Annotated in this window: 21 protein-coding genes; 18 read left to right on the plus strand and 3 right to left on the minus strand. The window is 54.9% G+C overall.

What is annotated here, in order from left to right:
* The first annotated feature begins 279 nt into the window (after positions 1 to 279).
* The 4 genes from rplM (at position 280) to sspB (ending at position 2,570) form a co-directional block, all read left to right on the plus strand.
* The gene (gene rplM, locus AB182_RS28170) at positions 280 to 708 is read left to right on the plus strand and encodes a 50S ribosomal protein L13 (protein ID WP_013364512.1); all 429 of its coding nucleotides are present in this window, start codon (positions 280 to 282) and stop codon (positions 706 to 708) included.
* A gap of 15 nt (positions 709 to 723) precedes the next feature.
* Positions 724 to 1,116 carry a 30S ribosomal protein S9 gene (gene rpsI / locus AB182_RS28175; RefSeq protein WP_002437466.1) on the plus strand — a complete coding sequence of 131 codons (393 nt, stop codon included), beginning with the start codon at positions 724 to 726 and terminating at the stop codon, positions 1,114 to 1,116.
* Between the two features lie 313 nt (positions 1,117 to 1,429).
* Positions 1,430 to 2,068 carry a stringent starvation protein SspA gene (gene sspA / locus AB182_RS28180; protein ID WP_039077427.1) on the plus strand — a complete coding sequence of 213 codons (639 nt, stop codon included), beginning with the start codon at positions 1,430 to 1,432 and terminating at the stop codon, positions 2,066 to 2,068.
* A gap of 4 nt (positions 2,069 to 2,072) precedes the next feature.
* The gene (gene sspB, locus AB182_RS28185; RefSeq protein ID WP_047372919.1) at positions 2,073 to 2,570 is read left to right on the plus strand and encodes a ClpXP protease specificity-enhancing factor; all 498 of its coding nucleotides are present in this window, start codon (positions 2,073 to 2,075) and stop codon (positions 2,568 to 2,570) included.
* A gap of 34 nt (positions 2,571 to 2,604) precedes the next feature.
* Here the strand turns inward: sspB and AB182_RS28190 are convergent, their stop codons facing one another.
* Entirely contained in the window at positions 2,605 to 3,255 is a 651-nt protein-coding gene (locus AB182_RS28190) for a TetR/AcrR family transcriptional regulator (protein WP_047372920.1), read from the minus strand.
* Positions 3,256 to 3,420: 165 nt separating this feature from the next.
* Here AB182_RS28190 and AB182_RS28195 point away from each other — a divergent pair, with 165 nt between their 5' ends.
* The 12 genes from AB182_RS28195 to tnpA all read left to right on the plus strand — a co-directional run bounded on the left by AB182_RS28195 (position 3,421) and on the right by tnpA (position 15,791).
* Positions 3,421 to 4,209 (plus strand): 3-ketoacyl-ACP reductase, encoded by a 789-nt coding sequence (locus AB182_RS28195; RefSeq protein WP_047372921.1) that lies wholly within the window; start codon positions 3,421 to 3,423, stop codon positions 4,207 to 4,209.
* A 15-nt stretch (positions 4,210 to 4,224) separates the two neighbouring features.
* Positions 4,225 to 5,376: a Gfo/Idh/MocA family protein gene (locus AB182_RS28200; protein ID WP_047372922.1), complete on the plus strand. Its 1,152-nt coding sequence runs from the start codon at positions 4,225 to 4,227 to the stop codon at positions 5,374 to 5,376.
* Between the two features lie 9 nt (positions 5,377 to 5,385).
* Positions 5,386 to 6,219: a sugar phosphate isomerase/epimerase family protein gene (locus AB182_RS28205; RefSeq protein WP_047372923.1), complete on the plus strand. Its 834-nt coding sequence runs from the start codon at positions 5,386 to 5,388 to the stop codon at positions 6,217 to 6,219.
* Between the two features lie 57 nt (positions 6,220 to 6,276).
* Complete coding sequence (locus AB182_RS28210) at positions 6,277 to 7,500, plus strand: MFS transporter (protein ID WP_047372924.1); 1,224 nt, start codon at positions 6,277 to 6,279, stop codon at positions 7,498 to 7,500.
* Between the two features lie 11 nt (positions 7,501 to 7,511).
* Positions 7,512 to 9,578, plus strand: a complete 2,067-nt coding sequence (locus tag AB182_RS28215; RefSeq protein WP_047372925.1) for an FAD-dependent oxidoreductase — start codon at positions 7,512 to 7,514, stop codon at positions 9,576 to 9,578.
* Between the two features lie 168 nt (positions 9,579 to 9,746).
* A complete protein-coding gene (nanR, locus tag AB182_RS28220; protein WP_380081265.1) occupies positions 9,747 to 10,529 on the plus strand; it encodes a transcriptional regulator NanR in 783 nt (260 codons plus the stop codon).
* A 145-nt stretch (positions 10,530 to 10,674) separates the two neighbouring features.
* A complete protein-coding gene (gene nanA, locus AB182_RS28225; protein ID WP_047372927.1) occupies positions 10,675 to 11,574 on the plus strand; it encodes an N-acetylneuraminate lyase in 900 nt (299 codons plus the stop codon).
* Between the two features lie 107 nt (positions 11,575 to 11,681).
* Positions 11,682 to 13,172: an MFS transporter gene (locus tag AB182_RS28230; protein WP_047372928.1), complete on the plus strand. Its 1,491-nt coding sequence runs from the start codon at positions 11,682 to 11,684 to the stop codon at positions 13,170 to 13,172.
* A gap of 7 nt (positions 13,173 to 13,179) precedes the next feature.
* Positions 13,180 to 13,884 (plus strand): N-acetylmannosamine-6-phosphate 2-epimerase, encoded by a 705-nt coding sequence (locus tag AB182_RS28235; RefSeq protein WP_047372929.1) that lies wholly within the window; start codon positions 13,180 to 13,182, stop codon positions 13,882 to 13,884.
* Positions 13,865 to 14,749 carry an N-acetylmannosamine kinase gene (nanK, locus tag AB182_RS28240; RefSeq protein ID WP_047372930.1) on the plus strand — a complete coding sequence of 295 codons (885 nt, stop codon included), beginning with the start codon at positions 13,865 to 13,867 and terminating at the stop codon, positions 14,747 to 14,749. The genes AB182_RS28235 and nanK overlap by 20 nt, the downstream gene beginning before the upstream one ends.
* A complete protein-coding gene (gene nanQ / locus AB182_RS28245; RefSeq protein WP_120785436.1) occupies positions 14,736 to 15,203 on the plus strand; it encodes an N-acetylneuraminate anomerase in 468 nt (155 codons plus the stop codon). The genes nanK and nanQ overlap by 14 nt, the downstream gene beginning before the upstream one ends.
* A 153-nt stretch (positions 15,204 to 15,356) precedes the next feature.
* A complete protein-coding gene (tnpA, locus tag AB182_RS28250) occupies positions 15,357 to 15,791 on the plus strand; it encodes an IS200/IS605 family transposase (protein WP_047372932.1) in 435 nt (144 codons plus the stop codon).
* Positions 15,792 to 15,884: 93 nt separating this feature from the next.
* Here tnpA and gltD read toward each other — a convergent pair whose 3' ends face one another.
* Together gltD and gltB are read right to left on the minus strand one after the other, a co-directional pair.
* On the minus strand, positions 15,885 to 17,303 hold the full coding sequence (gene gltD / locus AB182_RS28255; protein ID WP_047372933.1) for a glutamate synthase subunit GltD: 1,419 nt from the start codon (positions 17,301 to 17,303) through the stop codon (positions 15,885 to 15,887).
* 9 nt (positions 17,304 to 17,312) lie between these two features.
* Entirely contained in the window at positions 17,313 to 21,773 is a 4,461-nt protein-coding gene (gene gltB, locus AB182_RS28260; protein WP_139153738.1) for a glutamate synthase large subunit, read from the minus strand.
* A 677-nt stretch (positions 21,774 to 22,450) separates the two neighbouring features.
* Between gltB and AB182_RS28265 the strand changes: the two genes are divergently transcribed.
* A complete protein-coding gene (locus tag AB182_RS28265; protein ID WP_120785472.1) occupies positions 22,451 to 23,374 on the plus strand; it encodes a TIGR01212 family radical SAM protein in 924 nt (307 codons plus the stop codon).
* Positions 23,375 to 23,463: 89 nt separating this feature from the next.
* Positions 23,464 to 25,803, plus strand: coding sequence for an aerobic respiration two-component sensor histidine kinase ArcB (gene arcB, locus AB182_RS28270; RefSeq protein WP_047372935.1), 2,340 nt, complete (start codon positions 23,464 to 23,466; stop codon positions 25,801 to 25,803).
* Positions 25,804 to 25,893 lie beyond the last annotated feature (90 nt).

A 25,893-nucleotide genomic window follows, 5' to 3' on the forward strand; every position in this document is an offset into this window, starting at 1 on the left:
CCTCTCACTGTGGGCGATGGGCTGGTGGGAAGACGCTAAATGGCATAACCCCCTACCGAAAAACCCTCTTCAAATCACAAATAGGGGTCGATCTTTGACCCCGACTTCTCTATAATCCTGCGACCCCACGTTACAAGAAGGTTTTTTTCCCAAAACTTTCTCTGCGCCGGCATAGGCTATTCGAAGGGGTAGGTTTGCTGGACAATGTCGTGTGAACCTCAACTGACTAAACGTTTGGGTGTTCACCAACGTGTAACTTATTATTTGGGTAAGCTTTTAATGAAAACTTTTACAGCTAAACCAGAAACCGTACAACGCGACTGGTATGTTGTTGACGCGACAGGTAAAACTCTGGGCCGTCTGGCTACTGAACTGGCACGTCGCCTGCGCGGTAAGCATAAAGCGGAATACACTCCGCACGTTGATACAGGTGACTACATCATCGTTCTGAACGCAGAAAAAGTTGCTGTAACCGGCAACAAGCGCGAAGACAAAATGTACTACCACCACACCGGCCACATCGGTGGTATCAAAGAAGCGACCTTTGAAGAGATGATTGCCCGCCGTCCTGAGCGTGTGATTGAAATCGCGGTTAAAGGCATGCTGCCAAAAGGCCCGCTGGGTCGTGCTATGTACCGTAAACTGAAAGTTTACGCTGGCAACGAGCACAACCACGCGGCACAGCAACCGCAAGTTCTTGACATCTAATCGGGATTATAGGCAATGGCTGAAAATCAATACTACGGCACTGGTCGCCGCAAAAGCTCCGCCGCTCGCGTGTTCATCAAACCGGGCAACGGTAAAATCGTAATCAACCAGCGTTCTCTGGAACAGTACTTCGGTCGTGAAACTGCCCGCATGGTAGTTCGTCAGCCGCTGGAACTGGTCGACATGGTTGAGAAACTGGATCTGTACATCACTGTTAAAGGTGGTGGTATCTCTGGTCAGGCTGGTGCGATCCGTCACGGTATCACCCGCGCTCTGATGGAGTACGACGAGTCCCTGCGTTCTGAACTGCGTAAAGCTGGCTTCGTCACTCGTGACGCTCGTCAGGTTGAACGTAAGAAAGTCGGCCTGCGTAAAGCACGTCGCCGTCCGCAGTACTCCAAACGTTAATTGCTTTCTGCGAAAGCAGAACGATTGGCGAAAAACCCGGTTTATACCGGGTTTTTTTATGGATAAAAATCACGTTATCCACAGTAACGAGTTGATTCGCGCTTCTTTTTCAGCATTTCCAGAATCCCCTCACCACAAAGCCCGCAAAATCTGGTAAACTATCATCCAATTTTCTGCCCAAATGCCTGGGATTGTTCATTTTTTGTTTGATTTTTAAACGAGAGTGACTGTGCGCGTGGGTGGGTTACCAACATCTGGCCGGTCAAAGTACGACTGGTAGCAGTAAAAATACTGAATATACCTGGAGGTTTTCATGGCTGTCGCTGCCAACAAACGTTCGGTAATGACGCTGTTTTCTGGTCCTGTTGACATCTATAGCCATCAGGTCCGTATCGTGCTGGCAGAAAAAGGTGTCAGCTTCGAAATTGAGCACGTGGAAAAGGATAATCCTCCTCAGGATCTGATTGACCTCAACCCGAATCAAAGCGTACCGACCCTTGTCGATCGTGAACTCACTCTGTGGGAATCACGCATTATCATGGAATACCTGGATGAGCGTTTTCCTCATCCGCCGCTGATGCCGGTTTATCCGGTTGCGCGTGGTGAAAGCCGTCTTTACATGCATCGCATTGAGAAAGACTGGTATTCGCTGATGGAAGTGATCATGTCCAGCAGCGGCGCGCAGGCCGATAACGCCCGCCGTCAACTGCGTGAAGAACTGATGCAGATTGCTCCGGTGTTCGGCCAGAAGCCGTACTTCCTGAGTGATGAATTCAGCCTGGTGGATTGCTACCTGGCGCCGTTGCTGTGGCGTTTGCCGATTCTGGGTATTGAACTCAGCGGTGCAGGCTCGAAAGAGCTGAAAGGCTACATGACACGTGTTTTCGAACGCGATTCATTCCTCGCGTCTCTGACAGAAGCCGAGCGCGAAATGCGCCTGGGCCGGGGCTAAGCGAATGGACTTGTCGCAACTGACACCGCGCCGTCCTTACCTGTTGCGGGCCTTTTATGAGTGGTTGCTCGATAACCAGCTCACCCCGCATCTGGTCGTTGACGTAACGTTGCCGGGTGTGCGTGTGCCCATGGAGTATGCGCGCGACGGACAAATCGTGTTGAATATCGCGCCGCGAGCCGTGGGTAATCTTGAACTGGCGAATGATGAAGTGCGTTTTAACGCGCGCTTTGGCGGCGTCCCGCGTCAGGTTGCGGTGCCGCTGGCCGCTGTGCTTGCCATCTACGCCCGTGAAAACGGTGCGGGCACGATGTTTGAGCCTGAAACGGCTTACGATGAAGATGTGGCCACGTTGAATGATGACGACGAAACCGCTCAGCCGGACAGTGAGACGGTGATGTCGGTTATTGATGGCGACAAACCCGATCATGCGGACGATAACGATCCGGATGATGATCCCCCACCACGTGGCGGGCGTCCATCGCTGCGTGTCGTGAAGTAACATAAAAGCAGGGTCAATCGACCCTGCTTTTTTTTTACGTCAGCAACCCCGGTGCCAGCCAACAGGCGATCGTTTCGCGCATGACCTTCCGCCTTGTGGCCAGTGCTTCCGGACGCTTAAGATCCTGCTGATAGATGATCGACAGCGTCGACTGGTTAATCAGATAGAAAAATCCCAGCGCTGACATGGTGATGTTGAGCTGCATCGCATCGATACCGGGGCGGATCGTTCCATCCTGCTGGCCGCGGTCCAGAATGCGTTGGGTTATTGAAAGCCAACTGCTGTTGATGGGGACAATCGTATCCACTTCCTTGAGATGGCGAGCTTTGAGCTGGTTCTCACTGTTAAGCAACTGGATAAACTCCGGATTCTCAAGATAGTAGTGCCAGGTGAAATCCATCAGTTCAAGTACCGCGTCGCGGGCAGGCAGATGATCCAGCTCCAGCGCGGCCTCTTTGGTGCGGATATCCTGGTACGCGACCTGTAAGACATGGGTAAACAGCGTATCCTTGTTCTCAAAATAATAATAAATCAGCTGCTTGTTCACATTTGCCGTCGCGGCGATCTGATCAATCCTTGCCCCGTCAAAACCCTTCTCAGCGAACTCCTTTTTGGCCGCATCAAGGATCAGGCTTTTTGTGAGATCTGGATCATGCCTGCGCTTTGTTCTGGCTTCCCCTTTCATAGACCCTCCATTCAATTTATTGTTTTAATTGTAGTTTTAAATAAATCAACCAGTTGGTTGATTTTGAGAAGTCGATCATGAATTTAATTTTTCTCTCTTTCTATACTGCGTTCATAGTTTCAACTGATTAGTTGAAACGTTTGGCACTCATCAGGGAGTATGCTCATGATCCATTCGCAACGTCCGGTAGCATTAGTGACAGGCTCGACACGGGGAATCGGTAAAGCGTGCGCGTTGGCGCTTGCCAGAGCCGGGTTTCACGTCGCAATCAACGGACGCGATAACGAAGAAGGTCGCGCCCGACAACAAGCCATGGTAGCGGAATTAGAACAATTTGGCATCGAAGCTCTGGCGTTACCGGGTGATGTTTCAGATTTAATTATTCAGCAAGGGATGCTGGATACCGTTTTACAACGTTGGGGGCGTCTGGACTGCCTCGTCAACAATGCCGGGACGGCGGCAAAACAACGTGGCGATCTGCTGGAGGTCACGCCGGAGAATTACCAGTACTGTCAGGACGTCAATACCAAGGCAATGTTCTTCTTTTGCCAAAAAGCGGCGCGCGCCATGCTTTCGCAGGGTGAGCTTAATAATCAGCACCGCTCTATTATCAATATCACTTCCTGTAGCGCCCACAGCTTATCGATTTCTCGCGGTGAATATTGCGTATCGAAAGCGGCCGCCAGCATGGTGACGCAACTTTTTGCGCTGCGCCTGGCGGAAGAAGGCATCGGTGTTTATGAAATTCGTCCTGGCATCATCGAAACTGACATGACCAGCGCGGTGAAACCGAAATATGATCAGTTGATCGGCGGCGGTCTGGTGCCGATGAAACGCTGGGGTCAGCCGACGGACATTTCCGTGGTCGTCGATGCGCTGGCAAACGGCAACTTACCTTTCACTGTCGGTCAAATTATTGATGTCGACGGCGGCCTGAACAAATCCCACTTTTAATTGCGAGGCACAGCAATGGCGATAATATCCGTTGGCATCATTATGCATGGCGTAACCGGGCGGATGGGCAAAAATCAGCATCTGATCCGCTCCATCGTGGCAATTCGTGAGCAGGGCGGTGTTGAGCTGGCGAACGGTGACAGGCTCATGCCGGACCCGATCCTGATTGGTCGTAATGAAGAAAAAATTGCCGCACTGGCGAAACAAACCGGAATCAGTCGTTGGGGTACGGATCTGGATGCGGCGCTCGCCAATCCAAACGATACCATCTTTTTTGATGCCGCCACGACGCAGGCGCGCCCCGGCTTGCTGAAAAAAGCCATCGCTGCCGGTAAGCACATCTATTGCGAGAAACCGGTAGCGGTCAGCCTGTCAGAGGCCGTCGAGCTTTATCATTATGCAGAGCAGCAGGGCGTTTGCCACGGCGTAGTACAGGACAAACTGTGGTTGCCGGGGCTGCGTAAACTGCAGATGCTCAATCAGGCGGGCTTCTTTGGTCAGGTGTTGTCGGTGCGCGGTGAGTTTGGCTACTGGGTGTTTGAGGGCGACTTGCAGCCGACCCAGCGCCCGTCATGGAACTACCGACAGGAAGATGGCGGCGGCATTATTCTCGATATGATCTGCCACTGGCGTTATGTCGTCGACAACCTGTTTGGCGAAATCAAAAGCATCAGTTGCCTGGGTGCGACCCATATTCCGCAACGTTTTGATGAGCAGGGGAACGCCTACAAAGCTACCGCTGATGACGCCGCCTACGCCACCTTCGAGCTGCATAATGGCACCATCGTGCAGATCAACAGCTCCTGGTGTGTCCGGGTGCGCCGCGATGATTTGGTGACTTTCCAGGTGGATGGCGTGAACGGTTCTGCGGTCGCGGGCCTGACTGATTGTCTGACGCAATCACGTGTGAACACCCCGAAACCGGTCTGGAACCCGGATGTTCGCCAGACACATGACTTCTTCGAAGACTGGGCGCCAGTACCTGATACCACGACTTATGACAACGCCTTCAAAGTGCAATGGGAACTCTTCCTGCGCCATGTTCACGGTGAAATCGACTTCCGCTGGAACCTGCTGGAAGGGGCAAAAGGGGTGCAACTGGTTGAACTGGCGCTGCAAAGCTGGAAAGAACGCCGCTGGGTCGATGTTCCGTCACTGGTGCGCTAAGGAGGCCATATGCAACAGCCCGATCCACGGCGTTTATCGCTGAATACCGCCACCGTCCGTAAGCAGTGGTCACTGGATAAGATCATCGACGGCTGCGCCCGTCATGAAATTCGCGGCATCTCGCCGTGGCGCGATCAGGTTCAGGCGCTGGGTCTGGAACGTACCGCGCAGATGATTCGCAGTAACGAACTGACCGTCAGCGGCTATTGCCGCGGCGGGATGTTCCCCGGTATGGATGAGGCGGCACGCCGTGCGGCAGACGATGATAACCGCCGTGCTGTGGATGAAGCACTGGCGGTGAATGCCGCCTGTCTGGTTCTGGTGGTGGGTGGCTTGCCGGGTGATTCGAAAGATATTGCCGGCGCACGTAGCCAGGTACGGGATGGTCTGGGCCGCCTGCTGGAGTATTCGCGCAAGGTGGGAATGCCGCTGGCGATTGAGCCGCTGCACCCCATGTATGCAGCGGACCGCGCCTGCATAAACACCCTGGAGCAGGCCAACGACGTGTGCGATGAACTGGGTGACGACGGGTTAGGGATGGCCGTCGATCTTTATCACACTTGGTGGGATCCGAAGTTTTTCCAGCAGATCGAACGTGCCGGACGGAAACGTATCCTGGGTTTCCATATCTGCGACTGGCTGGTGCCGACACAGCATCTGCTGCTCGATCGCGGCATGATGGGCGATGGGGTGATCGACATTCGCGCAGCACGTCAGGCGGTGGAGGCGCTGGGGTATCAGGGGGCGCATGAAGTGGAGATTTTCTCCGAACATAACTGGTGGCAACGTGACCCGGATTCGGTGCTCGCTACCTGCAAAGCGCGTCATTTAACGCATTGTTAATCAGATTTTGGCTGTATCTGATGTCTCGTCAGTCTTACCAGGTTAGTCGAGGGAAATATGAATACAGATACAAAAAAGATGATACTGGTGTCGGTGCTGTGTGGCCTGGGCTACATGATGTACTCCGTCGACCGTATGACTGTCTCCTCCGCGATTGGACTTATCGCGACGGATTTTGGGCTCGGTAGAGCCCAGTCCGGTATCCTGATGAGTTCATTCTTCTATGGCTTTATTGGCTTCTTGTTTATCTCCGGGATCATTGCCGACAAACTCAGCGGCAAGCCGGTACTCATTCTTGGCTTAGTGATGTTCTCGCTTGCGACGATCCTGACCGGGGTGGCGGGTAGCCTGACGTCGCTTATCTTTTACCGCGTAATGACCGGTATCGGCGAAGGGGTCTTCTGGCCCGCCGCATCGCTGGAAGTGGCCAACGTTACCACCGAAAAACAACGCACGACGGTGATGTCACTTTACTGGATGGGATACCCGATTGGCGGCTTCTTCGGTACCTGGCTCGGCGCGATGCTCGGCCCGGTATACGGCTGGCGTGTCGTGTTTTATGTGGCCGGGGCGCTTGGCCTGCTGGTGGCGTTGGCGTACGCCGTGATGGTGAAAAACGCGCCGAAAAAAGTGGTTGTCGCTACGACAAAAGAGAAAGTGCCGTTAAAACAGCTGTTCCGTAACCAGTCCGTGATGCTGATGGCGTTCTATTACTTCCTGCTGCTGAGCGGCTGGTGGATTGTGCTGCTGTGGGCGCCGACCTTCCTGATGAATGTGAAACAGTTGCCAATCAGTACCGCAGGGACGATTGCCAGCCTGCTGGGTCTGACCGGCGCACTGGGAGGCTTCCTGCTTGGGCGTTTGTGTGACCGTGGTGACTTCTCGCGTAAACGTGCGGTGCTGATTGGTATTACTCTGGCCAGCAGCCTGCTGATGGCGGCGATGGTGCTGCAACTGCCGGTCTTTGCGGTGGTGATTCTGGTGCTGTTCCTGGGACTGCTTGGTTATCCGATAACACCGCTGGTCCTCTCCTTTACCGCCGAACTGGTGCCGCCACAGCTTCGCGGCTCAGCCATTGGTTTTGTGATGAATGTCGGCATGACGGCCGGTGGGATTTCACCCGTCCTGGCGGGCTATTTCGCGGATAAATATTCCATGTCTGCCGTCTGGTTCGTCGCGGCCTGCGTGATGGTTGTCAGTTCGGTACTGTTGCTGGGAGTGCGTAAAGCGCCCAGGCCAGTGAAAGAGATGGAAATATCCGGCCTGTCATCACGCATTTAACGAGGTAATACATGAGCACAGCGATCCCGCAATCGATCCTGGAAGCGCTTACGAATGTCTCCATGCCGCGTCACGTCAAGATGGCGCAACCGCAACAGACGCTGGAGGTGGAGGGGTACCGCATTCCGGTTTACCACAGCGAGGCGTTAGTGGTCGGCAGCGGTGCCGCCGGGCTGCGCGCCGCAGTAGAGCTGCGGCGGCGCAAAGTGGACGTGCTGGTGGCGACACAAACCTTGTTCTGGGGGACGTCGGCCTGTTCCGGTTCTGATAAACAGACCCTACATACCGCCTCTACCAGCTTTCGCGGCGATAATTTTACGGCGCTTGCCAACGCCATTGGCGCCGGTGGCGCGATGGACGCCGACACGGCGTACGTTGAGGCGGTCGGTTCGGTGGAAGCCTTTATCGGCCTGAAAAGCATGGGGCTTCCCTTGCCGGAGGATCGTTACGGCGCCGTGTTGCGCTATCAGACCGATCACGATGAAGTGGGTCGCGCAACCAGCTGTGGGCCACGTACTTCCCGCCTGATGGTCAAAGTGCTGGCGGAAGAGGCGGTGCTGCTGGGTGTGCCGTTTGTCGATCATGCGACGGCAGTGCGTCTGCTCACCGAAGGGGAAGGGGAGCAGCGCCGGGTTGCCGGGGTACTGGCCATTGTGAAAGGCGCGCGGCAGGAGGATAACCCGTGGGGGCTGTGCCTGATGCGCAGCGCGACGGTGGTCCTGGCGGCCGGTGGGCCGGGTGAACTGTTCCGCGATAGCGTCTACCCGAAACGGTGTTTTGGCTCGCTGGGGCTGGCGCTGGAGGCGGGGATTGCGACGGTCAACCTGACGGAACATCAGTTTGGTATTGGCACGCGGCGCGATGAGTTCCCCTGGAATCTTTCCGGCACCTATGTGCAGAGCATGCCTTATATCTACTCGGTAGACGAGCAGGGCGAGGAGCATAACTTCCTTGCCCGCTACTACCGCACCACGCGTGAACTGGCCTCGAATATCTTCCGTAAGGGATATCAATGGCCGATTCACGCCACGCGGATGCTGGATTTTGGCTCCAGCCTGGTGGATTTGGCAATCTACAATGAGTCGCAGGCCGGGCGTACTATCTACATGGATTTTAACCGCAATCCGCTGCCGGTGCCGGGTGATGAACCGTTCGCCCTCGGCAATCTGGATGAGGATGTGTACCACTATCTGCGCAATAACGATGCCTGTCTGGAGCTGCCCATCGCGCGCCTGCAACGGATGAATCCACTGGCCATAGAACTCTACAAGCATCACGGGCATGACCTGACCACCAAGCCGCTGCCGTTTAATGTGAACCACCAGCATATGAATGGCGGGATTGCGGTGGATATATGGGGTCATTCGTCGTTAAGTGGCTGCTATGCGATTGGCGAAGCGGCGGGCACCCACGGGGTGACACGCCCCGGCGGCGCGGCGCTGAATGCCGGGCAGGTTTTCGGGCTGCGCTGTGCGAAGCATATCGCGGCGACGCCGCGCGTCGCATCGGACTCCCTTTTTGCCCGCGAAACGGCCGAACTCCTGCAGCAGATCCTGCATGACAGCAGCCATCCTCAGGCGCTGCGGATTGATAATATTCGCGACGAAATCCAGCAGCGCATGAGTGAGCGTGCCGGGTTTGTCTGCGATGCCGCGCAGGTACCTGACGCCGTTGAGGCGGCACGTCGACTCAATCAACGTATTGCGCAAAACGGGGTGGCAATAACCCATCCAAACCAGGCGGCGTTTAGCCTCCAGTGGCGGCAAATGGCGCTGGCATCGGAAGCCTTACTGGTGGCGCTGGAAAACTATATTGCCCGCGGCGGTGGCAGTCGCGGCGCGAGGATGTTGTGCTCGGCGCAGGGAGATGTCGCGCCGCAAACGCGCGAAGGCGTAATGTCTGAGTTTCGTTTCATCTCTGAAAAGGCGGAGCACCGGCAGGAGCAAATACAGGTGACATGGCGCAACGGCGAGTTTATTGTCGATCGGCGGCCATTACGCGCACTTGACGATCTTTCGACGATCTTCTTTGAGAAGAACTGGCCGGATTATCTGACGGAGGAGATCTACCGGCGTTAATACCTTACCCAGGCTACGTGAGTGCGCGTAGCCTGGGTAAGCGAAGCGCCACCCGGAAATAGCCCTGCTCACCGACTTCCCCCTCTGGCGCTCACTTCGCCAGTCAGATATTCCTGTGATATGATGAAGTTGCTGTCACATTCGTCACACTCCACTGCCATGAGCGCTATGAAATCATCGGATTCGCACGCTGAAAACACTACTGAAAATGTCGGGCGCACGTTGCGTCGCCGTCCGCTGGCGCGTAAAAAATTGTCCGAGATGGTTGAAGAAGAACTTGAGCAGATGATCCGCCGTCGGGAGTTTGCCGAAGGAGATGCGCTGCCCTCAGAGCGTGAGCTAATGGAGTTTTTCAATGTGGGGCGCCCTTCGGTGCGTGAAGCGCTGGCTGCGCTCAAACGTAAAGGGTTAGTGCAAATCAATAACGGCGAACGTGCCCGCGTTTCCCGTCCGTCTGCTGATACCATCATTGGCGAACTCTCTGGTATGGCGAAGGATTTCCTCTCGCGGCCTGGTGGTATTGCCCATTTTGAGCAGCTTCGTCTGTTTTTCGAATCCAGCCTTGTGCGTCATGCGGCGGAACACGCCACGGATGCGCAGATTGAACGTCTCGGTAAGGCGCTGGAGCTGAACAGCCAGGCGCTGGATGACAACGCGCTATTTATTCGCTCCGATGTAGAATTCCACCGTGTTTTAGCCGAAATCCCCGGTAATCCCATTTTCCTGACCATTCATGTTGCGCTACTGGATTGGCTGATCGCCGCGCGCCCCGCGGTGCCGGAAAAAGATCTGCATCAGCACAATAATGTGAGCTACCAGCAGCATATTGAGATCGTCAACGCGATCCGCCAGCGCGACCCTGATGCCGCCGATCGCGCGTTGCATACCCATCTCAACAGCGTTTTCGCCACCTGGCACGCCTTCGACAAGCAGCAAAAATCCCGTAACTGATCGCCCGATCCCTTTTTCGTGCTAACGATCGTTTAGTGCGTTGGATCCCATTTACCACTTTCTCATCCCGATGGCGATCATTTGCACTGGTATAATAGGTATAAAGGTATATAGTCAAACCGAAATGATATGACAGGAGAAAAGGATGAGTGCTCAGTTAAGAGGGGTAATGGCCGCGCTGCTGACTCCGTTTGATGCCAGCGAAAAGCTGGATACCGAAAGCCTGCGCCGTCTGGTGCGGTTTAATATCGATCAGGGGATCGATGGGCTGTATGTGGGGGGATCTACCGGGGAAGCGTTTGTACAAAGCATCGCTGAACGCAAACAGGTTCTGGAGATCGTCGCCGAAGAGGCGAAAGGGAAGCTAACGCTTATTGCCCATGTCGGTACTGTCAGTACCCATGAAAGCCAGCAACTTGCCCGTGCCGCCAGTCGTTATGGCTTTGACGCGGTATCTGCCGTTACTCCGTTCTACTATCCGTTCAGCTTTCAGGAACACTGCGACCACTATCGTGCGGTAATCGACGCTGCCGATGGGCTGCCGATGGTGGTCTATAACATTCCGGCTTTGAGTGGGGTGAAACTCACGCTGGATCAAATTGACACGCTGGTCACCCTGCCAGGCGTGGGGGCGTTGAAACAAACATCGGGCGATCTCTTCCAGATGGAGCAGATCCGCCGGGTGCATCCCGATCTGGTGCTCTATAACGGTTATGACGAGATTTTTGCTTCCGGGCTGATGGCGGGCGCGGATGGCGGTATCGGCAGTACTTACAACATTATGGGTTGGCGCTATCAGGGGATCGTCCGCGCGTTGCAAAAAGGGGACATAGCGACTGCGCAGCGCCTGCAAGGGCAATGCAATGAGGTTATCGATCTGCTAATCAAAGTCGGTGTTTTCCGCGGCCTGAAAACGGTGCTGCACTATATGGATGTGCTGGCGGTACCGCTGTGCCGTAAGCCGTTTGCCCCGGTTGCGGAAAAATACTTGCCAGAACTCAAAGCGCTGGCAGTTGCGCTGCAACAAGAGCAAGAACAACAGTGATCCCGGGCTGTCTGCCCGGAGGCCCCACGCTGACCGGGCAGGCAGAGCCGTGCTTAACTCTGTCGGTCTACAAAAGTGATGGGTAATGCCCGTCGCGGGAGTATCACATGAGTACTGCTATGCAAAATTTCCCGTGGTATCGCCACCTCAATCGGGCGCAATGGCGGGCTTTCTTCGCCGCCTGGCTGGGCTATCTGCTTGATGGTTTTGATTTTGTCCTTATCGCGCTGGTGTTAACAGAAATTCAAAGCGAGTTTGGGTTAACGACGGTGCAGGCGGCAAGCCTCATCTCCGCTGCTTTTATTTCCCGTTGGTTTGGCGGGCTAATGCTGGGCGCAATGGGCGATCGCTACGGCCGACGGCTGGCGATGGTCACCAGTATTCTTTTGTTTTCTTGCGGTACGCTGGCCTGCGGGCTGGCTCCAGGTTATACCACCATGTTTATCGCCCGTCTGGTGATCGGAATGGGGATGGCCGGCGAGTATGGCTCCAGCGCGACCTATGTGATTGAAAGCTGGCCCAGGCATCTGCGTAACAAGGCCAGCGGTTTTTTGATTTCCGGTTTCTCTGTCGGGGCGGTTATCGCGGCGCAGGTTTATAGCCTGGTGGTGCCGGTCTGGGGCTGGCGGGCTCTGTTCTTTATTGGCATTTTGCCTATCGTCTTTGCCCTGTGGCTGAGGAAAAACATTCCGGAAGCCGAAGACTGGAAAGAGAGGCATGCGGGTAAAGCGCCGGTACGTACGATGGTCGATATTCTCTACCGTGGCAAATTTCGCCTGATAAACGTGGCGATGACGGTGATTGCGGCGCTCTCTCTCTGGTACTGCTTTGCCGGTGAAATGAAAAACGCGGCGCTGGTGGCGCTTTTGGGTTTGGCGTGCGCCTTTATTTTTATCAGTTTTATGGTGCAAAGCAGCGGCAAGCGCTGGCCGACCGGCGTGATGTTAATGGTGGTCGTGCTCTTTGCTTTTCTCTACTCCTGGCCTATCCAGGCGCTGCTGCCAACGTATCTCAAAACCGAACTGGCTTACTCTCCTTCTACGGTCGCCCGGGTGCTCTTTTTTAGTGGGTTTGGTGCGGCGGTGGGCTGCTGTGTCGGCGGTTTTCTGGGTGACTGGCTGGGGACGCGCAAAGCCTACGTTTACAGCCTGCTCGCCTCGCAAATCCTGATCATCCCGGTGTTTGCCATTGGTGGTACCAGCGTCTGGGTACTGGGGTTTTTACTCTTCTTTCAGCAAATGTTGGGGCAGGGGATCTCCGGTATTCTGCCTAAGCTTATTGGGGGCTATTTCGATACCGATCAGCGTGCGGCAGGGCTGGGATTTACCTACAACGTCGGGGCGCTGGGCGGCGCGCTGGCTCCAATCCTGGGAGCGCTGATCGCCCAGCGTCTGCATCTGGGCACCGCGTTAGGCGCACTCTCCTTTAGCCTGACCTTTGTGGTGATCGTGCTGATTGGTCTGGATATGCCCTCGCGCGTGCAGCGCTGGCTGCGTCCGGAAGCGCTGCGTACGCATGATGCGATCGATGGCAAACCATTCAGCGGTGCGCTGGGTCGCGACGGCGCGAAGAACGGGTTATTAAAAACGAAAGGATAACTGAGACATGTCTCTGATAGCGAAAATGGATGCACACATTGCTCGTCTGGGCGGGCTGGTGGTCTCCTGTCAGCCTGTTCCGGGCAGTCCGCTGGACAAACCGGAGATCGTGGCTGCGATGGCGCTGGCGGCGCAGCAGGCCGGGGCGGTGGCGCTGCGTATCGAAGGCATTAACAATCTGCGCGCCGTGCGTCAGGTTGTTACGCTGCCTGTCATCGGTATTATTAAACGCGACTTAACGGACTCTCCGGTACGCATTACGCCCTATCTGGATGATGTCGATAAGCTGGCACAGGCGGGGGCGGATATTATTGCCATTGACGGTACGGAACGCACTCGTCCGGTTCCGGTCCGTGAGTTGCTTGCAAGGATCCATGAGCACGGACTGGTGGCAATGGCGGACTGTTCCTGTGAACAGGACGGTCTGATGTGCCAGCAAGCGGGCGCAGAGTTGATTGGTACGACGCTGTCTGGCTACACCCATGAGCATACGCCTTTGGCGCCGGATCTGGCGTTGGTGACGACGCTTAGCCAGGCAGGATGCCGGGTAATGGCGGAAGGGCGTTATAACACGCCTGAGCTGGCCGCGCAGGCGAGACGCCACGGCGCATGGGCGGTGACGGTTGGCTCTGCCATTACCCGGCTGGAGCATATATGCCAGTGGTATTGCAGCGCACTTCAGGAGGCGGCGAATGACCACGCTGGCAATTGATATCGGCGGCACCAAGCTGGCTGCTGCGTTGATTGACAGCGAACGGCATATGCATCAACGTCGTGAACTGCCGACGCCCGCAAGCAAAACGCCGGATGCTTTACGATCCGCACTCCAGACACTCGTCGCACCGCTTATTCCTCACGCGCGGCAGGTGGCGATTGCCTCAACCGGGATTATCCACGATGGGACTTTACTGGCGATTAACCCGCAAAACCTGGGCGGCCTGCTGCATTTTCCGCTGGTATCAACACTTGAAATGCTCTCTGGTCTGCCTGTGCTGGCGGTAAACGACGCGCAGGCGGCGACCTGGGCGGAATATCATGCCTGCCAGGACGAGACCAGCGACATGGTGTTTATCACGGTATCAACTGGGGTGGGCGGCGGCGTGGTGAGCGGCGGTACATTACTCACCGGGCGTGGCGGGCTGGCTGGTCATTTCGGCCACACGCTGGCCGATCCCCATGGCCCGCGATGCGGCTGCGGACGAATTGGGTGTGTGGAAGCTATTGCGTCCGGTCGTGGGATAGCCGCTGCCGCGAAAGATGATCTGGCCGGGTGTGATGCAAAAAGCATTTTTGCCCGTGCAGCCGAAGGGCATGCGCAAGCGCAGGCATTGATTACTCATTCTGCGCACACCCTGGCGCGGCTGATTGCCGATGTGAAAGCCACAACTGACTGCCAGCGTGTCGTGCTGGGAGGCAGTGTTGGCCTGGCATCGGGGTATCTGGCGCAGGTTCAGGCGTCTCTGGCGCAATTGCCAGCGGTGTATCAGGTGGCGATGAGCGCAGCACATTACCGGCATGATGCTGGGCTGCTGGGCGCAGCTCTGCTGGCGCAGGGAGGTCACTTTGTTTATCAGTGAACTGACATCACTTGCGCATGCGGAGTTGCATCCGGTGCTGGCGGAGGCGCTGATGCTGGCCCTGGCCGCTTGTCCGCAGGAAAAGGCTCCGGGACGTTACGCGCTGTTGCGTGAAGACATCTATATGAATGTCATGCAGTTTCCCACCGGGTTGCCAGAGCAAAAACGGGCTGAACTGCATGAGGCGTTTATTGATATTCAGCTTCTGCTCGCCGGGGATGAGCGCATTTTCTATGGCGTTGCAGGCTCCGCGCGGGAGTGCGATGAATGGCATAGGGAGGACGATTATCAGCTATGTTCTGCGATAGCGAATGAGCAGACAGCGACGTTATTACCGGGGATGTTCATCGTTTTTATGCCGGGTGAGCCGCATAAGCCGGGTTGCAACGTTACCGTATCAAGGGACATTAAAAAAGTCGTCGTGAAGGTGCGCGCCCGTCTCCTGACGGCATAAAAAAAGCCGGATAAACAGTTATCCGGCTTTTATTGTCACCCCTAAACCACCTCCTGGGGAGGTGGTGATTGATCCTGTAAGGCTATAGCCTGAAGAATGCCCATGCCGGAATATCTCTGCTTACTCACCACAAGTAAAAGGAGACAAACCGACATGGGGCTTTACAGGAGTTCATCACATGTATATTGGCGTTGCAAATACCACATAGTATGGACGCCAAAGTACCGTTTCAGGATCCTGAAAGATAATCTGGGCAAGGAACTTTACAGGACAATCTACATCCTATGCGGAATAAAAGATTGTGAGGTTCTGGAGTTAAATGTTCAGCCAGATCATGTTCATCTGGTTGTAATAGTCCCGCCGAAAATCTCGATATCAACCCTGATGGGGCATCTGAAAGGCCGCAGAGCAATCAGGCTCTACAATCGTTTTCCACATATAAGAAAGAAACTATGGGGTAACCATTTTTGGTCCCGTGGCTACTTTGTCGATACGGTGGGAGTGAATGAAGAAATTATCAGGAGATATGTGAGGCATCAGGAGAAAAAGGAACAAACGCATGAACAGCAGATGGAATTGCTAGAGTAGTAACAGGAAGGAGACAGTAGCCCCCCTTATAGGGGGCATTCTAAAAAGCCACCTTCTAAGAAGGTGGTCTTTTATTGTCAACGCAAAAGAAACTTACACTTCAAGCCAGTTCAGAATGCCGTCTGCCGCTTTACGGCCCTCGGCGATGGCGGTGACCACCAGGTCGGAACCACGAACGATATCGCCGCCCGCAAAGATTTTCGGGTTGCTGGTCTGGAAAGCATTCTCGCTACCTTCCGGCGCGATAATGCGACCTTGTGAATCCAGCTCGACGCTGTGTTTCGCCAGCCATTCCATGCTATGCGGACGGAAGCCAAACGCCATCACGACCGCATCGGCCGGCACCACATGTTCGGAGCCCGCAACGATTTCCGCACGACGGCGGCCTTTGGCATCTGGCGCACCCATTTCGGTACGCGCCATTTTCACGCCGCAGACTTTACCGTTGGCGTTTACTTCGACGCCCAGCGGCTGCACGTTGAACTGGAATTCCACACCCTCTTCACGTGCGTTTTTCACTTCGCGTTTTGAACCCGGCATGTTTTCTTCATCACGGCGGTAAGCACAAATCACGTTGGTGGCACCCTGACGTACAGAGGTACGTACACAGTCCATCGCGGTATCGCCACCGCCCAGCACAACAACGCGTTTGCCTTCCATGCTGATGAAGGGTTCATCAGCCGATTCACCAAAGCCCATCAGTTGTTTGGTATTCGCGATAAGGAACGGCAGGGCATCGAACACGCCATTTGCATCTTCGTTTTCCAGACCGCCGCGCATGGATTGATAGGTCCCCACGCCAAGGAACACAGCGTCATAATCTTTGAGCAGGTCATCAAGTTGTACGTCGCGACCGACTTCGGTATTCAGCCTGAACTCAATACCCATGCCGGTGAAGATTTCGCGACGGCGGGTCATCACCTCTTTTTCCAGCTTGAAGGCCGGGATGCCAAAGGTCAGCAGACCGCCAATTTCCGGGTGACGGTCAAACACCACGGCTTTGACGCCATTACGGGTCAGCACGTCGGCGCATGCCAGACCAGCCGGACCTGCACCGATAATTGCCACACGTTTGTCAGTCTGCTTCACACCGGTCATATCCGGACGCCAGCCCATCTCGAACGCTTTATCGTTGATGTAGCGCTCAATGTTGCCGATGGTGACCGCGCCGAACTCATCGTTCAGCGTACAGGAACCTTCACACAGGCGGTCCTGCGGGCAAACGCGCCCGCAGACTTCCGGCAAGGTGTTGGTCTGATGAGACAGCTCTGCGGCCTCAAAAATACGCCCTTCGTTGGCCAGTTTCAGCCAGTTTGGGATGTAGTTATGGACCGGACATTTCCATTCGCAGTACGGGTTACCACAGGAGAGGCAGCGATCTGCCTGCGCCTTGGCCTGGCCTTCCGAAAATGGCTCGTAGATTTCAATAAATTCAATCTTACGGATCTTCAGCGGTTTCTTTGGCGGATCCACGCGCTGTAAGTCGATAAACTGGTATACGTTCTGACTCATTGCTGCCCCTTACTGCGCCTGCACACGCAGCTCTGCTGCGCTACGACTACGATGACCCAACAGTGCTTTCACATCACTGGACTTCGGTTTAACCAGTGCGAATTTCTCTGCGAAGGCTGGCCAGTTCGCCAGAATCTCTTCGCCGCGAGAAGAACCGGTATGGTGCACATGCTCGGTAATCAGCCCGCGCAGATGCTCTTCGTGGATGGCGAGGTCATCGACGCTCAGCACTTCCACCAGTTCCGGGTTCACACGTTTGCGGAACTCGCCGTCTTCATCCAACACATAGGCGAAGCCGCCGGTCATCCCTGCACCAAAGTTCACGCCTGTTTTACCGAGGATACAGACAATACCACCAGTCATGTATTCACAACCGTTATCGCCAATGCCTTCCACAACAGTAATCGCGCCGGAGTTACGCACGCCGAAACGTTCACCCGCACGACCTGCGGCATACAGACGACCACCCGTTGCGCCATACAGGCAGGTGTTACCGATTATGCTGGCCTCGTGGCTACGATAAGCAGAGCCTACCGGCGGACGTACCGCGACTAAACCGCCTGCCATACCCTTGCCGACATAGTCGTTGGCATCGCCAGTCAGGTACAGCTCAACGCCGCCGGCATTCCAGACGCCAAAGCTCTGGCCTGCTGTGCCGCTAAAGTGCACGGTAATCGGATCTGCCGCCAGCCCTTGGTCGCCATGCGTCTGCGCAATGTAGCCAGACAGCGACGCGCCGACAGAACGGTCCGTGTTGCGGATATCAAACCAGAAAGTTTTGCTCTGGCGTTCATCAACAAACGGTTTGGCCTGCTGCAGTAACTGCGCGTTCAGTACGCCGTTGTCAAAGGGCGGGTTGTTTTCCGTGCAGTACAGTGCTTTGCCTGGATGCGGCTCGGCGGTTTCCAGCAGTTTCGACAGATCCAGCTTCTGTTGTTTGGCGGTGAATCCGTCCAGCTCTTTGAGCAGGTCGGTACGACCGATCAAATCCACCAGGCGTTTAACGCCCAGTTGCGCCATTAACTCACGCACTTCACGGGCGATAAATTCAAAGTAGTTGGTCACTTTGAACGGCAGACCGTGGTAGTGGTTTTTGCGCAGTTTTTCATCCTGAGTTGCTACGCCGGTTGCGCAGTTGTTCAGGTGGCAAATACGCAGGTATTTACAGCCCAGCGCCACCATCGGGCCAGTACCAAAGCCGAAGCTTTCGGCACCGAGGATTGCCGCTTTGATGATGTCCTGTCCGGTTTTCAGACCGCCATCCGTTTGTAAACGAATTTTGTGGCGCAGACCGTTGGCCACCAGCGCCTGTTGGGTTTCCACCAGGCCCAGTTCCCACGGACAACCCGCGTATTTCACCGATGACAGCGGGCTTGCGCCGGTACCGCCGTCGTAACCGGCGATGGTGATGAGATCCGCATAGGCTTTTGCCACGCCGGTCGCAATGGTGCCGACGCCCGGTTCTGAAACCAGCTTCACGGAGATCATCGCTTTCGGGTTGACCTGTTTCAGGTCGAAAATCAGTTGCGCCAGATCCTCGATAGAGTAGATATCGTGGTGCGGCGGCGGAGAAATCAGCGTCACGCCCGGTACGGAATAGCGCAGTTTAGCGATATACGGGGTCACTTTATCCCCCGGTAACTGACCGCCTTCACCCGGTTTCGCACCCTGAGCGACTTTAATCTGAATCACGTCAGCATTGACCAGATACGCCGGGGTCACACCGAAGCGACCGGAAGCGACCTGTTTGATACGTGACACTTTATTGGTGCCATAGCGTGCCGGGTCTTCGCCGCCTTCACCGGAGTTGGAGAAGCCGCCGAGACTGTTCATGGCTTCTGCCAGCGCTTCATGCGCTTCCGGGCTCAATGCGCCGATGGACATTGCCGCGGTATCAAAGCGTTTAAACAGTTCGCTTGCCGGTTCAACGTCGTTGATGCTGACGGTTTCGCCGTTCGGCGTGATGGCCAGCAGGTCACGCAGGGTGGCCGCCGGGCGCTCATTCACCAGCTTCGCGTATTCCTGGTAGTCTTTGTATTCCCCGCTCTGAACGGCTTGTTGCAGCGTGCGCACCACGTCCGGGTTATAGGCGTGATATTCACCGCCATGCACGTATTTCAGCAGACCACCCGCTTCGAGCGGTTTACGTGCCAGCCAGGCGCGTTTGGAGAGGTTCAGCAGATCCTGCTGGAAGTCCGCAAAACCTGCGCCACTGATGCGGCTGACCACGCCCTGGAAGCAGAGCTCGGACACCTCTTCATGCAGGCCGACGGCTTCGAACAGTTTTGAGCAACGGTAAGAGGCAATCGTCGAGATGCCCATTTTGGACATGATCTTGTACAGCCCTTTGTTGATGCCGTTGCGGTAGTTCAGCATCACCGTGCGGTAATTCTTCTCAATGGCTTTGGTGTCGACCAGTTTCGCGAGTGTTTCATAGGCCAGGTACGGATAAATCGCGGTGGCGCCGAAGCCCAGCAGCACTGCGAAGTGGTGCGGGTCGCGGGCGCTTGCGGTTTCTACGATAATGTTGGCATCGCAGCGCAGGCTTTTCTCAACCAGACGGGTCTGCACCGCGCCAACCGCCATCGGTGCCGGTACCGGCAGACGGTTTTTGGCGATGTTACGGTCAGACAGCACCAGCAGCACGGTGCCGTTACGCACCATCTGTTCTGCTTTGTCGCACAGCGCTCTCACCGTCTCTTCCAGCGAGGTTTCGGTCACATCGAAGGTGATGTCCAGCACATCTGCGCGATAGTGCTCCTCTTTCATAGTGGTGAGCTGCGTGAAATCGGAGTACAGCAGGATCGGCGATTTGAAGCTCAGACGATGCGCCTGGCCTTCTGCTTCACAGAAGACGTTCATCTCGCGACCGATGCTGGTGGCCAGCGACATGACATGCGCTTCACGCAGCGGGTCGATTGGCGGGTTGGTCACCTGCGCAAATTGCTGACGGAAGTAGTCGTAAATGATACGTGGCTGGCTGGAGAGCACGGCGAACGGGGTATCGTCACCCATTGACCCCACCGCTTCCTGACCGTTTTCACCGAGTACGCGAATAACCGAATCCAGCTCTTCGAAGCTGTAGTTAAACTGCTTCTGATAGCTTGTCAGCAGATCGTCGTCCATTTCACGGATGCCAACCTGATCATCTGACAGATCTTCAAACGGCACCAGACGGCGGACGTTTTTCTCCATCCACTCTTTATAAGGGTGGCGGCTTTTCAGATCGTCATCGGTCTCTGCGGAGTGCAGAATGCGACCGCCACGGGTATCGATAACCATCAATTCACCCGGACCGACGCGACCTTTTTCGACCACTTCGTCAGGCTGATAATCCCAGATACCCACTTCGGAAGCGCAGGTAATCAGCTTGTCTTTGGTAATGACATAGCGTGCCGGACGCAGGCCGTTACGGTCGAGGTTACAGGCCGCGAAACGGCCATCGGACATTACGATACCCGCCGGGCCATCCCACGGTTCCATATGCATGGAGTTGAAGTCGAAGAATGCGCGCAGATCCGGGTCCATATCCGGGTTGTTCTGCCAGGCTGGCGGTACCAGCAGGCGCATGGCGCGCACGATATCCATCCCGCCTGCCAGCAGCAGTTCGAGCATGTTATCCATGGAGCTGGAGTCAGAACCGGTTTCGTTGACGAACGGCGCCGCATCATGCAGATCCGGGATCAGCGGGGTCTGGAATTTGTAGGTACGCGCGCGTGCCCACTGACGGTTACCGGTGATGGTGTTGATTTCACCGTTATGCGCCAGATAGCGGAACGGCTGTGCCAGCGGCCAGCGCGGTACAGTGTTGGTGGAGAAGCGCTGGTGGAACAGGCAAATGGCCGATTCCAGACGCAGATCCGCCAGGTCCAGGTAGAAGCGCGGCAGGTCAGCCGGCATACACAGACCTTTATAGATATTTACCAGGTTCGAGAGGCTACAAACGTAGAACTCTTTATCTTCCTGCAGACGTTTTTCAATGCGACGACGGGCGATAAACAGACGGCGCTCCATATCACGCGGGCGCCAGCCAGCCGGGGCGTTAACAAAAATTTGCTCAATACGGGGCAGCGAGGAGAGGGCGATTTCACCGAGTACCCCTTCGTTGGTTGGCACGTCGCGCCAGCCGACAATAGACAGGGTTTCACGTTGAAGTTCTTCTTCTACAATACGGCGTGATGCGCTGGCTTTCTCAGGATCCTTATTCAGGAACAGCATACCAACGGCATAGTTTTTGGCTAAACGCCAGCCGCGCTCTTCCGCAACGATACGGAAGAAACGATCGGGTTTTTGCAGCAGCAAGCCGCAACCGTCGCCGGTTTTACCATCAGCGAGGATCGCGCCACGGTGCTGCATACGGGCCAGTGCGTGAATAGCGGTACGCACTACCTTGTGGCTAGGTTCGCCTTCTATGTGGGCGATCAGGCCGAAACCACAGTTATCCCTCTCAAGGGATTTATCGTACAACATATCAGTGAACCTCCCCAGGCTCTGCGGGATTCCCATCCGATACCGATTGCGCGCGGGCACAGCAAGAGCATGGCGACGGGGCTAATAAAGCCTCGCATGTCGCCCTCTTTAATTTCCTTTTCGCATCGGTACACAAGTGTTGAGGACTTGCTTAAGAGGGAATCTCAATAACTGCATAAATATGATGAGCAGACCACTCATCCAGAAAGCTTCCAGCGGATTCCCAACTTATCGGGAATCCGTACACAGGTCAAATGCCAGGCTTATTTATCTAATAATGTGCTAAAGCTTATTTAATGTATTGATATATAATTGAATTTAACCTTATTTACAATCAATAAGCCCAACGCTGAGCGGCAGAGTAATGTGATCTGACTCACTATCGGGAAGCGTTGTTAATGCGCTACCCTACTAAGGCTAATATAGATTTCAGAATATTATTCTGAGAATGTTCTTACAGGCGCAGGAACACACTGTTTTTCACTTACGACAGTATTTCTGCAAAATATCGCCTGAACATAAGGAAAAGTAATTGCCGGAGAAGTGAATGAAATGGCGGTAATCTTGACTTTTTATGCAATGAATAAAAGCCTTGCCGGGCGATTGATCCACATCATCGCCGTCGAAAGCTAAAAATGGCAGGCTTGGCCCTTTTCAAAGGCACGGCCTGTCAGATTATGCAGTTACAAAAATTAGTCAATATGTTTGGTGGGGATCTTGCCCGTCGTTATGGGCAAAAGGTTCATAAATTGACGCTTCACGGCGGTTTTAGCTGCCCGAATCGTGATGGCACTATCGGTCGGGGCGGTTGCACGTTCTGTAATGTGGCCTCCTTCGCCGATGAGGCGCAGCAGCATCACTCCATTGCCGAACAGCTGGCACATCAGGCGAACCTGGTGAATCGTGCTAAACGTTATCTCGCCTATTTTCAGGCTTACACCAGTACCTGGGCCGAAGTACAGGTACTGCGTTCTATGTATCAACAGGCGATAAGCCAGGCCAGCATTGTTGGCCTGTGCGTCGGCACGCGCCCGGATTGCGTACCCGAGGCGGTGCTGGATTTACTGAGTGAGTATAACGATCAAGGCTATGAGGTCTGGCTCGAACTGGGATTGCAAACCGCACACGATAAAACACTGCACCGTATTAACCGTGGGCATGATTTCGCCTGTTATCAGCAGACCACCCGTCTGGCTCGCGAGCGCGGGTTGAAAGTATGTAGTCATCTTATTGTTGGTTTGCCAGGTGAAGGGCAGTCGGAATGCCTGCAAACCCTCCATCGTGTGGTAGAGACAGGCGTAGACGGTATCAAGCTGCATCCCCTGCATATTGTGAATGGCAGCATCATGGCAAAAGCCTGGGAGGCGGGCCGTCTGCAGGGCATTGAACTGGAAGACTATACTGTCACCGCCGGGGAGATGATCCGCGCAACGCCACCGGAGGTGATTTACCATCGCGTCTCCGCCAGCGCTCGCCGTCCGACGCTGCTGGCGCCGTTGTGGTGTGAAAATCGCTGGACGGGAATGGTGGAGCTGGATCGTTATCTTACTGAACATGGTGTGCAGGGTTCCGCATTGGGCCGCCCATGGATCCAGCCGTGACGGTTGCCTGACACCGCATTTTTCGCACAACCTTCAACGCGTTGCTCAGAATTGGGTATTATTGAGCGGAATTGTTTAAGGAAATCGCTATGAAGCAAATCCGTTTACTGGCGCAGTATTACGTCGACCTGATGATGAAGCTCGGGCTGGTTCGTTTCTCCCTGTTACTTGCCCTGGCGCTGGTGGTGCTGGCTATCGTCGTGCAAATGGCGGTGACGATGGTATTGCAGGGGCAGGTGGCGAGCATCGACGTCATTCGTTCTATATTTTTTGGCTTGTTGATTACCCCCTGGGCGGTCTATTTCTTATCGGTTGTCGTTGAGCAACTTGAAGAGTCACGTCAGCGCCTTTCGCGGCTGGTGGACAAACTGGAAGAAATGCGCGATCGCGACCTCAAACTCAATATTCAACTTAAGGACAACATCACCCGGCTTAACCAGGAGATGGCCGATCGCGAGAAAGCCGAAGCTGAACGTCAGTCGACATTTGAGCAGCTTAAAGTAGAGATGCAGGAGCGCGAGCAGACGCAGATTCAGCTTGAACAGCAATCCACATTTTTACGCTCTTTCCTCGATGCCTCCCCGGACCTGGTTTTCTATCGCAACGAAGACAAAGAGTTTTCCGGCTGTAACCGGGCGATGGAACTGCTGACAGGCAAAAGCGAGAAGCAACTGATTAACCTGAAACCGCAGGATGTCTATGCGCCGGAAGCGGCGGAAAAGGTTATCGAGACCGATGAAAAGGTGTTTCGCCACAATGTTTCGCTGACCTATGAACAGTGGCTGGATTATCCGGATGGGCGAAAAGCCTGCTTTGAAATCCGTAAGGTGCCCTACTATGACCGCGTAGGTAAGCGCCACGGCTTGATGGGTTTCGGGCGTGATATTACCGAGCGTAAACGCTATCAGGACGCCCTGGAACGTGCCAGCCGCGATAAAACCACCTTTATTTCCACTATCAGCCACGAACTGCGTACGCCGCTTAATGGCATCGTCGGTCTGAGCCGTATTCTTCTGGATACTGATTTAACGGCTGAGCAGGAAAAATACCTGAAAACTATCCATGTTTCTGCCGTCACTCTGGGCAATATCTTCAACGATATTATCGACATGGATAAAATGGAACGCCGTAAAGTCCAGCTCGATAATCAGCCGGTGGATTTCACCAGCTTCCTTGCCGACCTGGAGAACCTTTCCGGCCTGCAGGCACACCAGAAAGGTCTGCGCTTCGTCATGGAGCCTACGCTGCCGTTACCGCATAAGGTGGTCACTGATGGTACGCGGTTGCGGCAGATCCTGTGGAACCTTATCAGCAACGCCGTCAAATTTACCCGTGAGGGACAAGTCACCGTACGTGTGCGCTATGACGAAGGCGATATGCTGCACTTCGAGGTCGAAGATTCCGGGATTGGCATTCCTCGCGATGAGCTGGATAAAATTTTCGCCATGTATTACCAGGTGAAAGACAGCCATGGCGGCAAGCCTGCTACCGGCACAGGGATTGGCCTCGCCGTATCACGTCGTCTGGCGAAAAACATGGGCGGTGACATTGTTGTTGCCAGCCAGCCGGGCAAAGGCTCTATCTTCACGCTGACCGTTCACGCGCCTGCGGTAGCGGAGGAGGTGGAAGATGCCTTTGAAGACGATGATATGCCGCTGCCAGCGCTGCATGTGCTTTTGGTGGAAGACATTGAACTTAACGTGATCGTTGCCCGTTCCGTTCTGGAAAAACTGGGCAGTAGCGTGGACGTTGCGATGACCGGCAAGGCCGCGCTGGAGATGTTTAAACCCGGCGAATACGATCTGGTGCTGCTCGATATTCAGTTGCCGGATATGACCGGGTTGGACATCTCGCGCATTCTCACCAGCCAGTTTGCCCGAGACGATTTACCACCACTGGTGGCGCTTACTGCCAACGTGCTGAAAGATAAAAAAGAATATCTGGATGCAGGGATGGACGATGTCTTAAGCAAGCCGCTGGCGGTCCCGGCATTAACTGCCATGATTAAGAAATTCTGGGATGCGGACGAAGAAGAGGAGCAAGGCGCAATGTCTCATACCGATGGTCAAAAATCACAAAACCTGCTGGATATCCCGATGCTTGAGCAGTATATCGATCTGGTTGGGCCGAAGCTGATTACTGATGGGCTGGCGGTATTTGAGAAAATGATGCCGGGCTATCTGAGCGTTCTGGAGTCAAATCTCACTGCGCGGGATCAAAAAGGGATCGTCGAAGAGGGGCACAAGATCAAGGGTGCCGCTGGATCGGTCGGCCTTCGTCACCTGCAACAGCTGGGTCAGCAAATTCAGTCACCCGATCTGCCAGCCTGGTGGGATAACGTCGGTGAATGGGTTGAAGAGATGAAGCAAGAGTGGCAGCACGATGTGGATGTATTGAAAGCGTGGGTAGCAACCGCTGGAAAAAAATGACCCCGGATTAACCGGGGTGCGCGAATACTGCGCCAACACCAGGGAAATCGTGGCTGCGCCGTAAAGTTATATTTTTTTATCAAGGGCGCA

This window comes from Phytobacter ursingii (assembly GCF_001022135.1).
Classification (GTDB): Bacteria; Pseudomonadota; Gammaproteobacteria; order Enterobacterales; family Enterobacteriaceae; genus Phytobacter; species Phytobacter ursingii.

Excerpts from the sequence above, each read along its gene's own strand:
- rplM (WP_013364512.1), top strand. The coding sequence starts at position 280 with ATGAAAACTTTTACAGCTAAACCAGAAACCGTACAACGCGACTGGTAT.
- rpsI (WP_002437466.1), top strand. The coding sequence starts at position 724 with ATGGCTGAAAATCAATACTACGGCACTGGTCGCCGCAAAAGCTCCGCC.
- sspA (WP_039077427.1), top strand. The coding sequence starts at position 1,430 with ATGGCTGTCGCTGCCAACAAACGTTCGGTAATGACGCTGTTTTCTGGT.
- sspB (WP_047372919.1), top strand. The coding sequence starts at position 2,073 with ATGGACTTGTCGCAACTGACACCGCGCCGTCCTTACCTGTTGCGGGCC.
- AB182_RS28190 (WP_047372920.1), bottom strand. The coding sequence starts at position 3,255 with ATGAAAGGGGAAGCCAGAACAAAGCGCAGGCATGATCCAGATCTCACA.
- AB182_RS28195 (WP_047372921.1), top strand. The coding sequence starts at position 3,421 with ATGATCCATTCGCAACGTCCGGTAGCATTAGTGACAGGCTCGACACGG.
- AB182_RS28200 (WP_047372922.1), top strand. The coding sequence starts at position 4,225 with ATGGCGATAATATCCGTTGGCATCATTATGCATGGCGTAACCGGGCGG.
- AB182_RS28205 (WP_047372923.1), top strand. The coding sequence starts at position 5,386 with ATGCAACAGCCCGATCCACGGCGTTTATCGCTGAATACCGCCACCGTC.
- AB182_RS28210 (WP_047372924.1), top strand. The coding sequence starts at position 6,277 with ATGAATACAGATACAAAAAAGATGATACTGGTGTCGGTGCTGTGTGGC.
- AB182_RS28215 (WP_047372925.1), top strand. The coding sequence starts at position 7,512 with ATGAGCACAGCGATCCCGCAATCGATCCTGGAAGCGCTTACGAATGTC.
- nanR (WP_380081265.1), top strand. The coding sequence starts at position 9,747 with ATGAAATCATCGGATTCGCACGCTGAAAACACTACTGAAAATGTCGGG.
- nanA (WP_047372927.1), top strand. The coding sequence starts at position 10,675 with ATGAGTGCTCAGTTAAGAGGGGTAATGGCCGCGCTGCTGACTCCGTTT.
- AB182_RS28230 (WP_047372928.1), top strand. The coding sequence starts at position 11,682 with ATGAGTACTGCTATGCAAAATTTCCCGTGGTATCGCCACCTCAATCGG.
- AB182_RS28235 (WP_047372929.1), top strand. The coding sequence starts at position 13,180 with ATGTCTCTGATAGCGAAAATGGATGCACACATTGCTCGTCTGGGCGGG.
- nanK (WP_047372930.1), top strand. The coding sequence starts at position 13,865 with ATGACCACGCTGGCAATTGATATCGGCGGCACCAAGCTGGCTGCTGCG.
- tnpA (WP_047372932.1), top strand. The coding sequence starts at position 15,357 with ATGGGGCTTTACAGGAGTTCATCACATGTATATTGGCGTTGCAAATAC.
- gltD (WP_047372933.1), bottom strand. The coding sequence starts at position 17,303 with ATGAGTCAGAACGTATACCAGTTTATCGACTTACAGCGCGTGGATCCG.
- gltB (WP_139153738.1), bottom strand. The coding sequence starts at position 21,773 with ATGTTGTACGATAAATCCCTTGAGAGGGATAACTGTGGTTTCGGCCTG.
- AB182_RS28265 (WP_120785472.1), top strand. The coding sequence starts at position 22,451 with ATGCAGTTACAAAAATTAGTCAATATGTTTGGTGGGGATCTTGCCCGT.
- arcB (WP_047372935.1), top strand. The coding sequence starts at position 23,464 with ATGAAGCAAATCCGTTTACTGGCGCAGTATTACGTCGACCTGATGATG.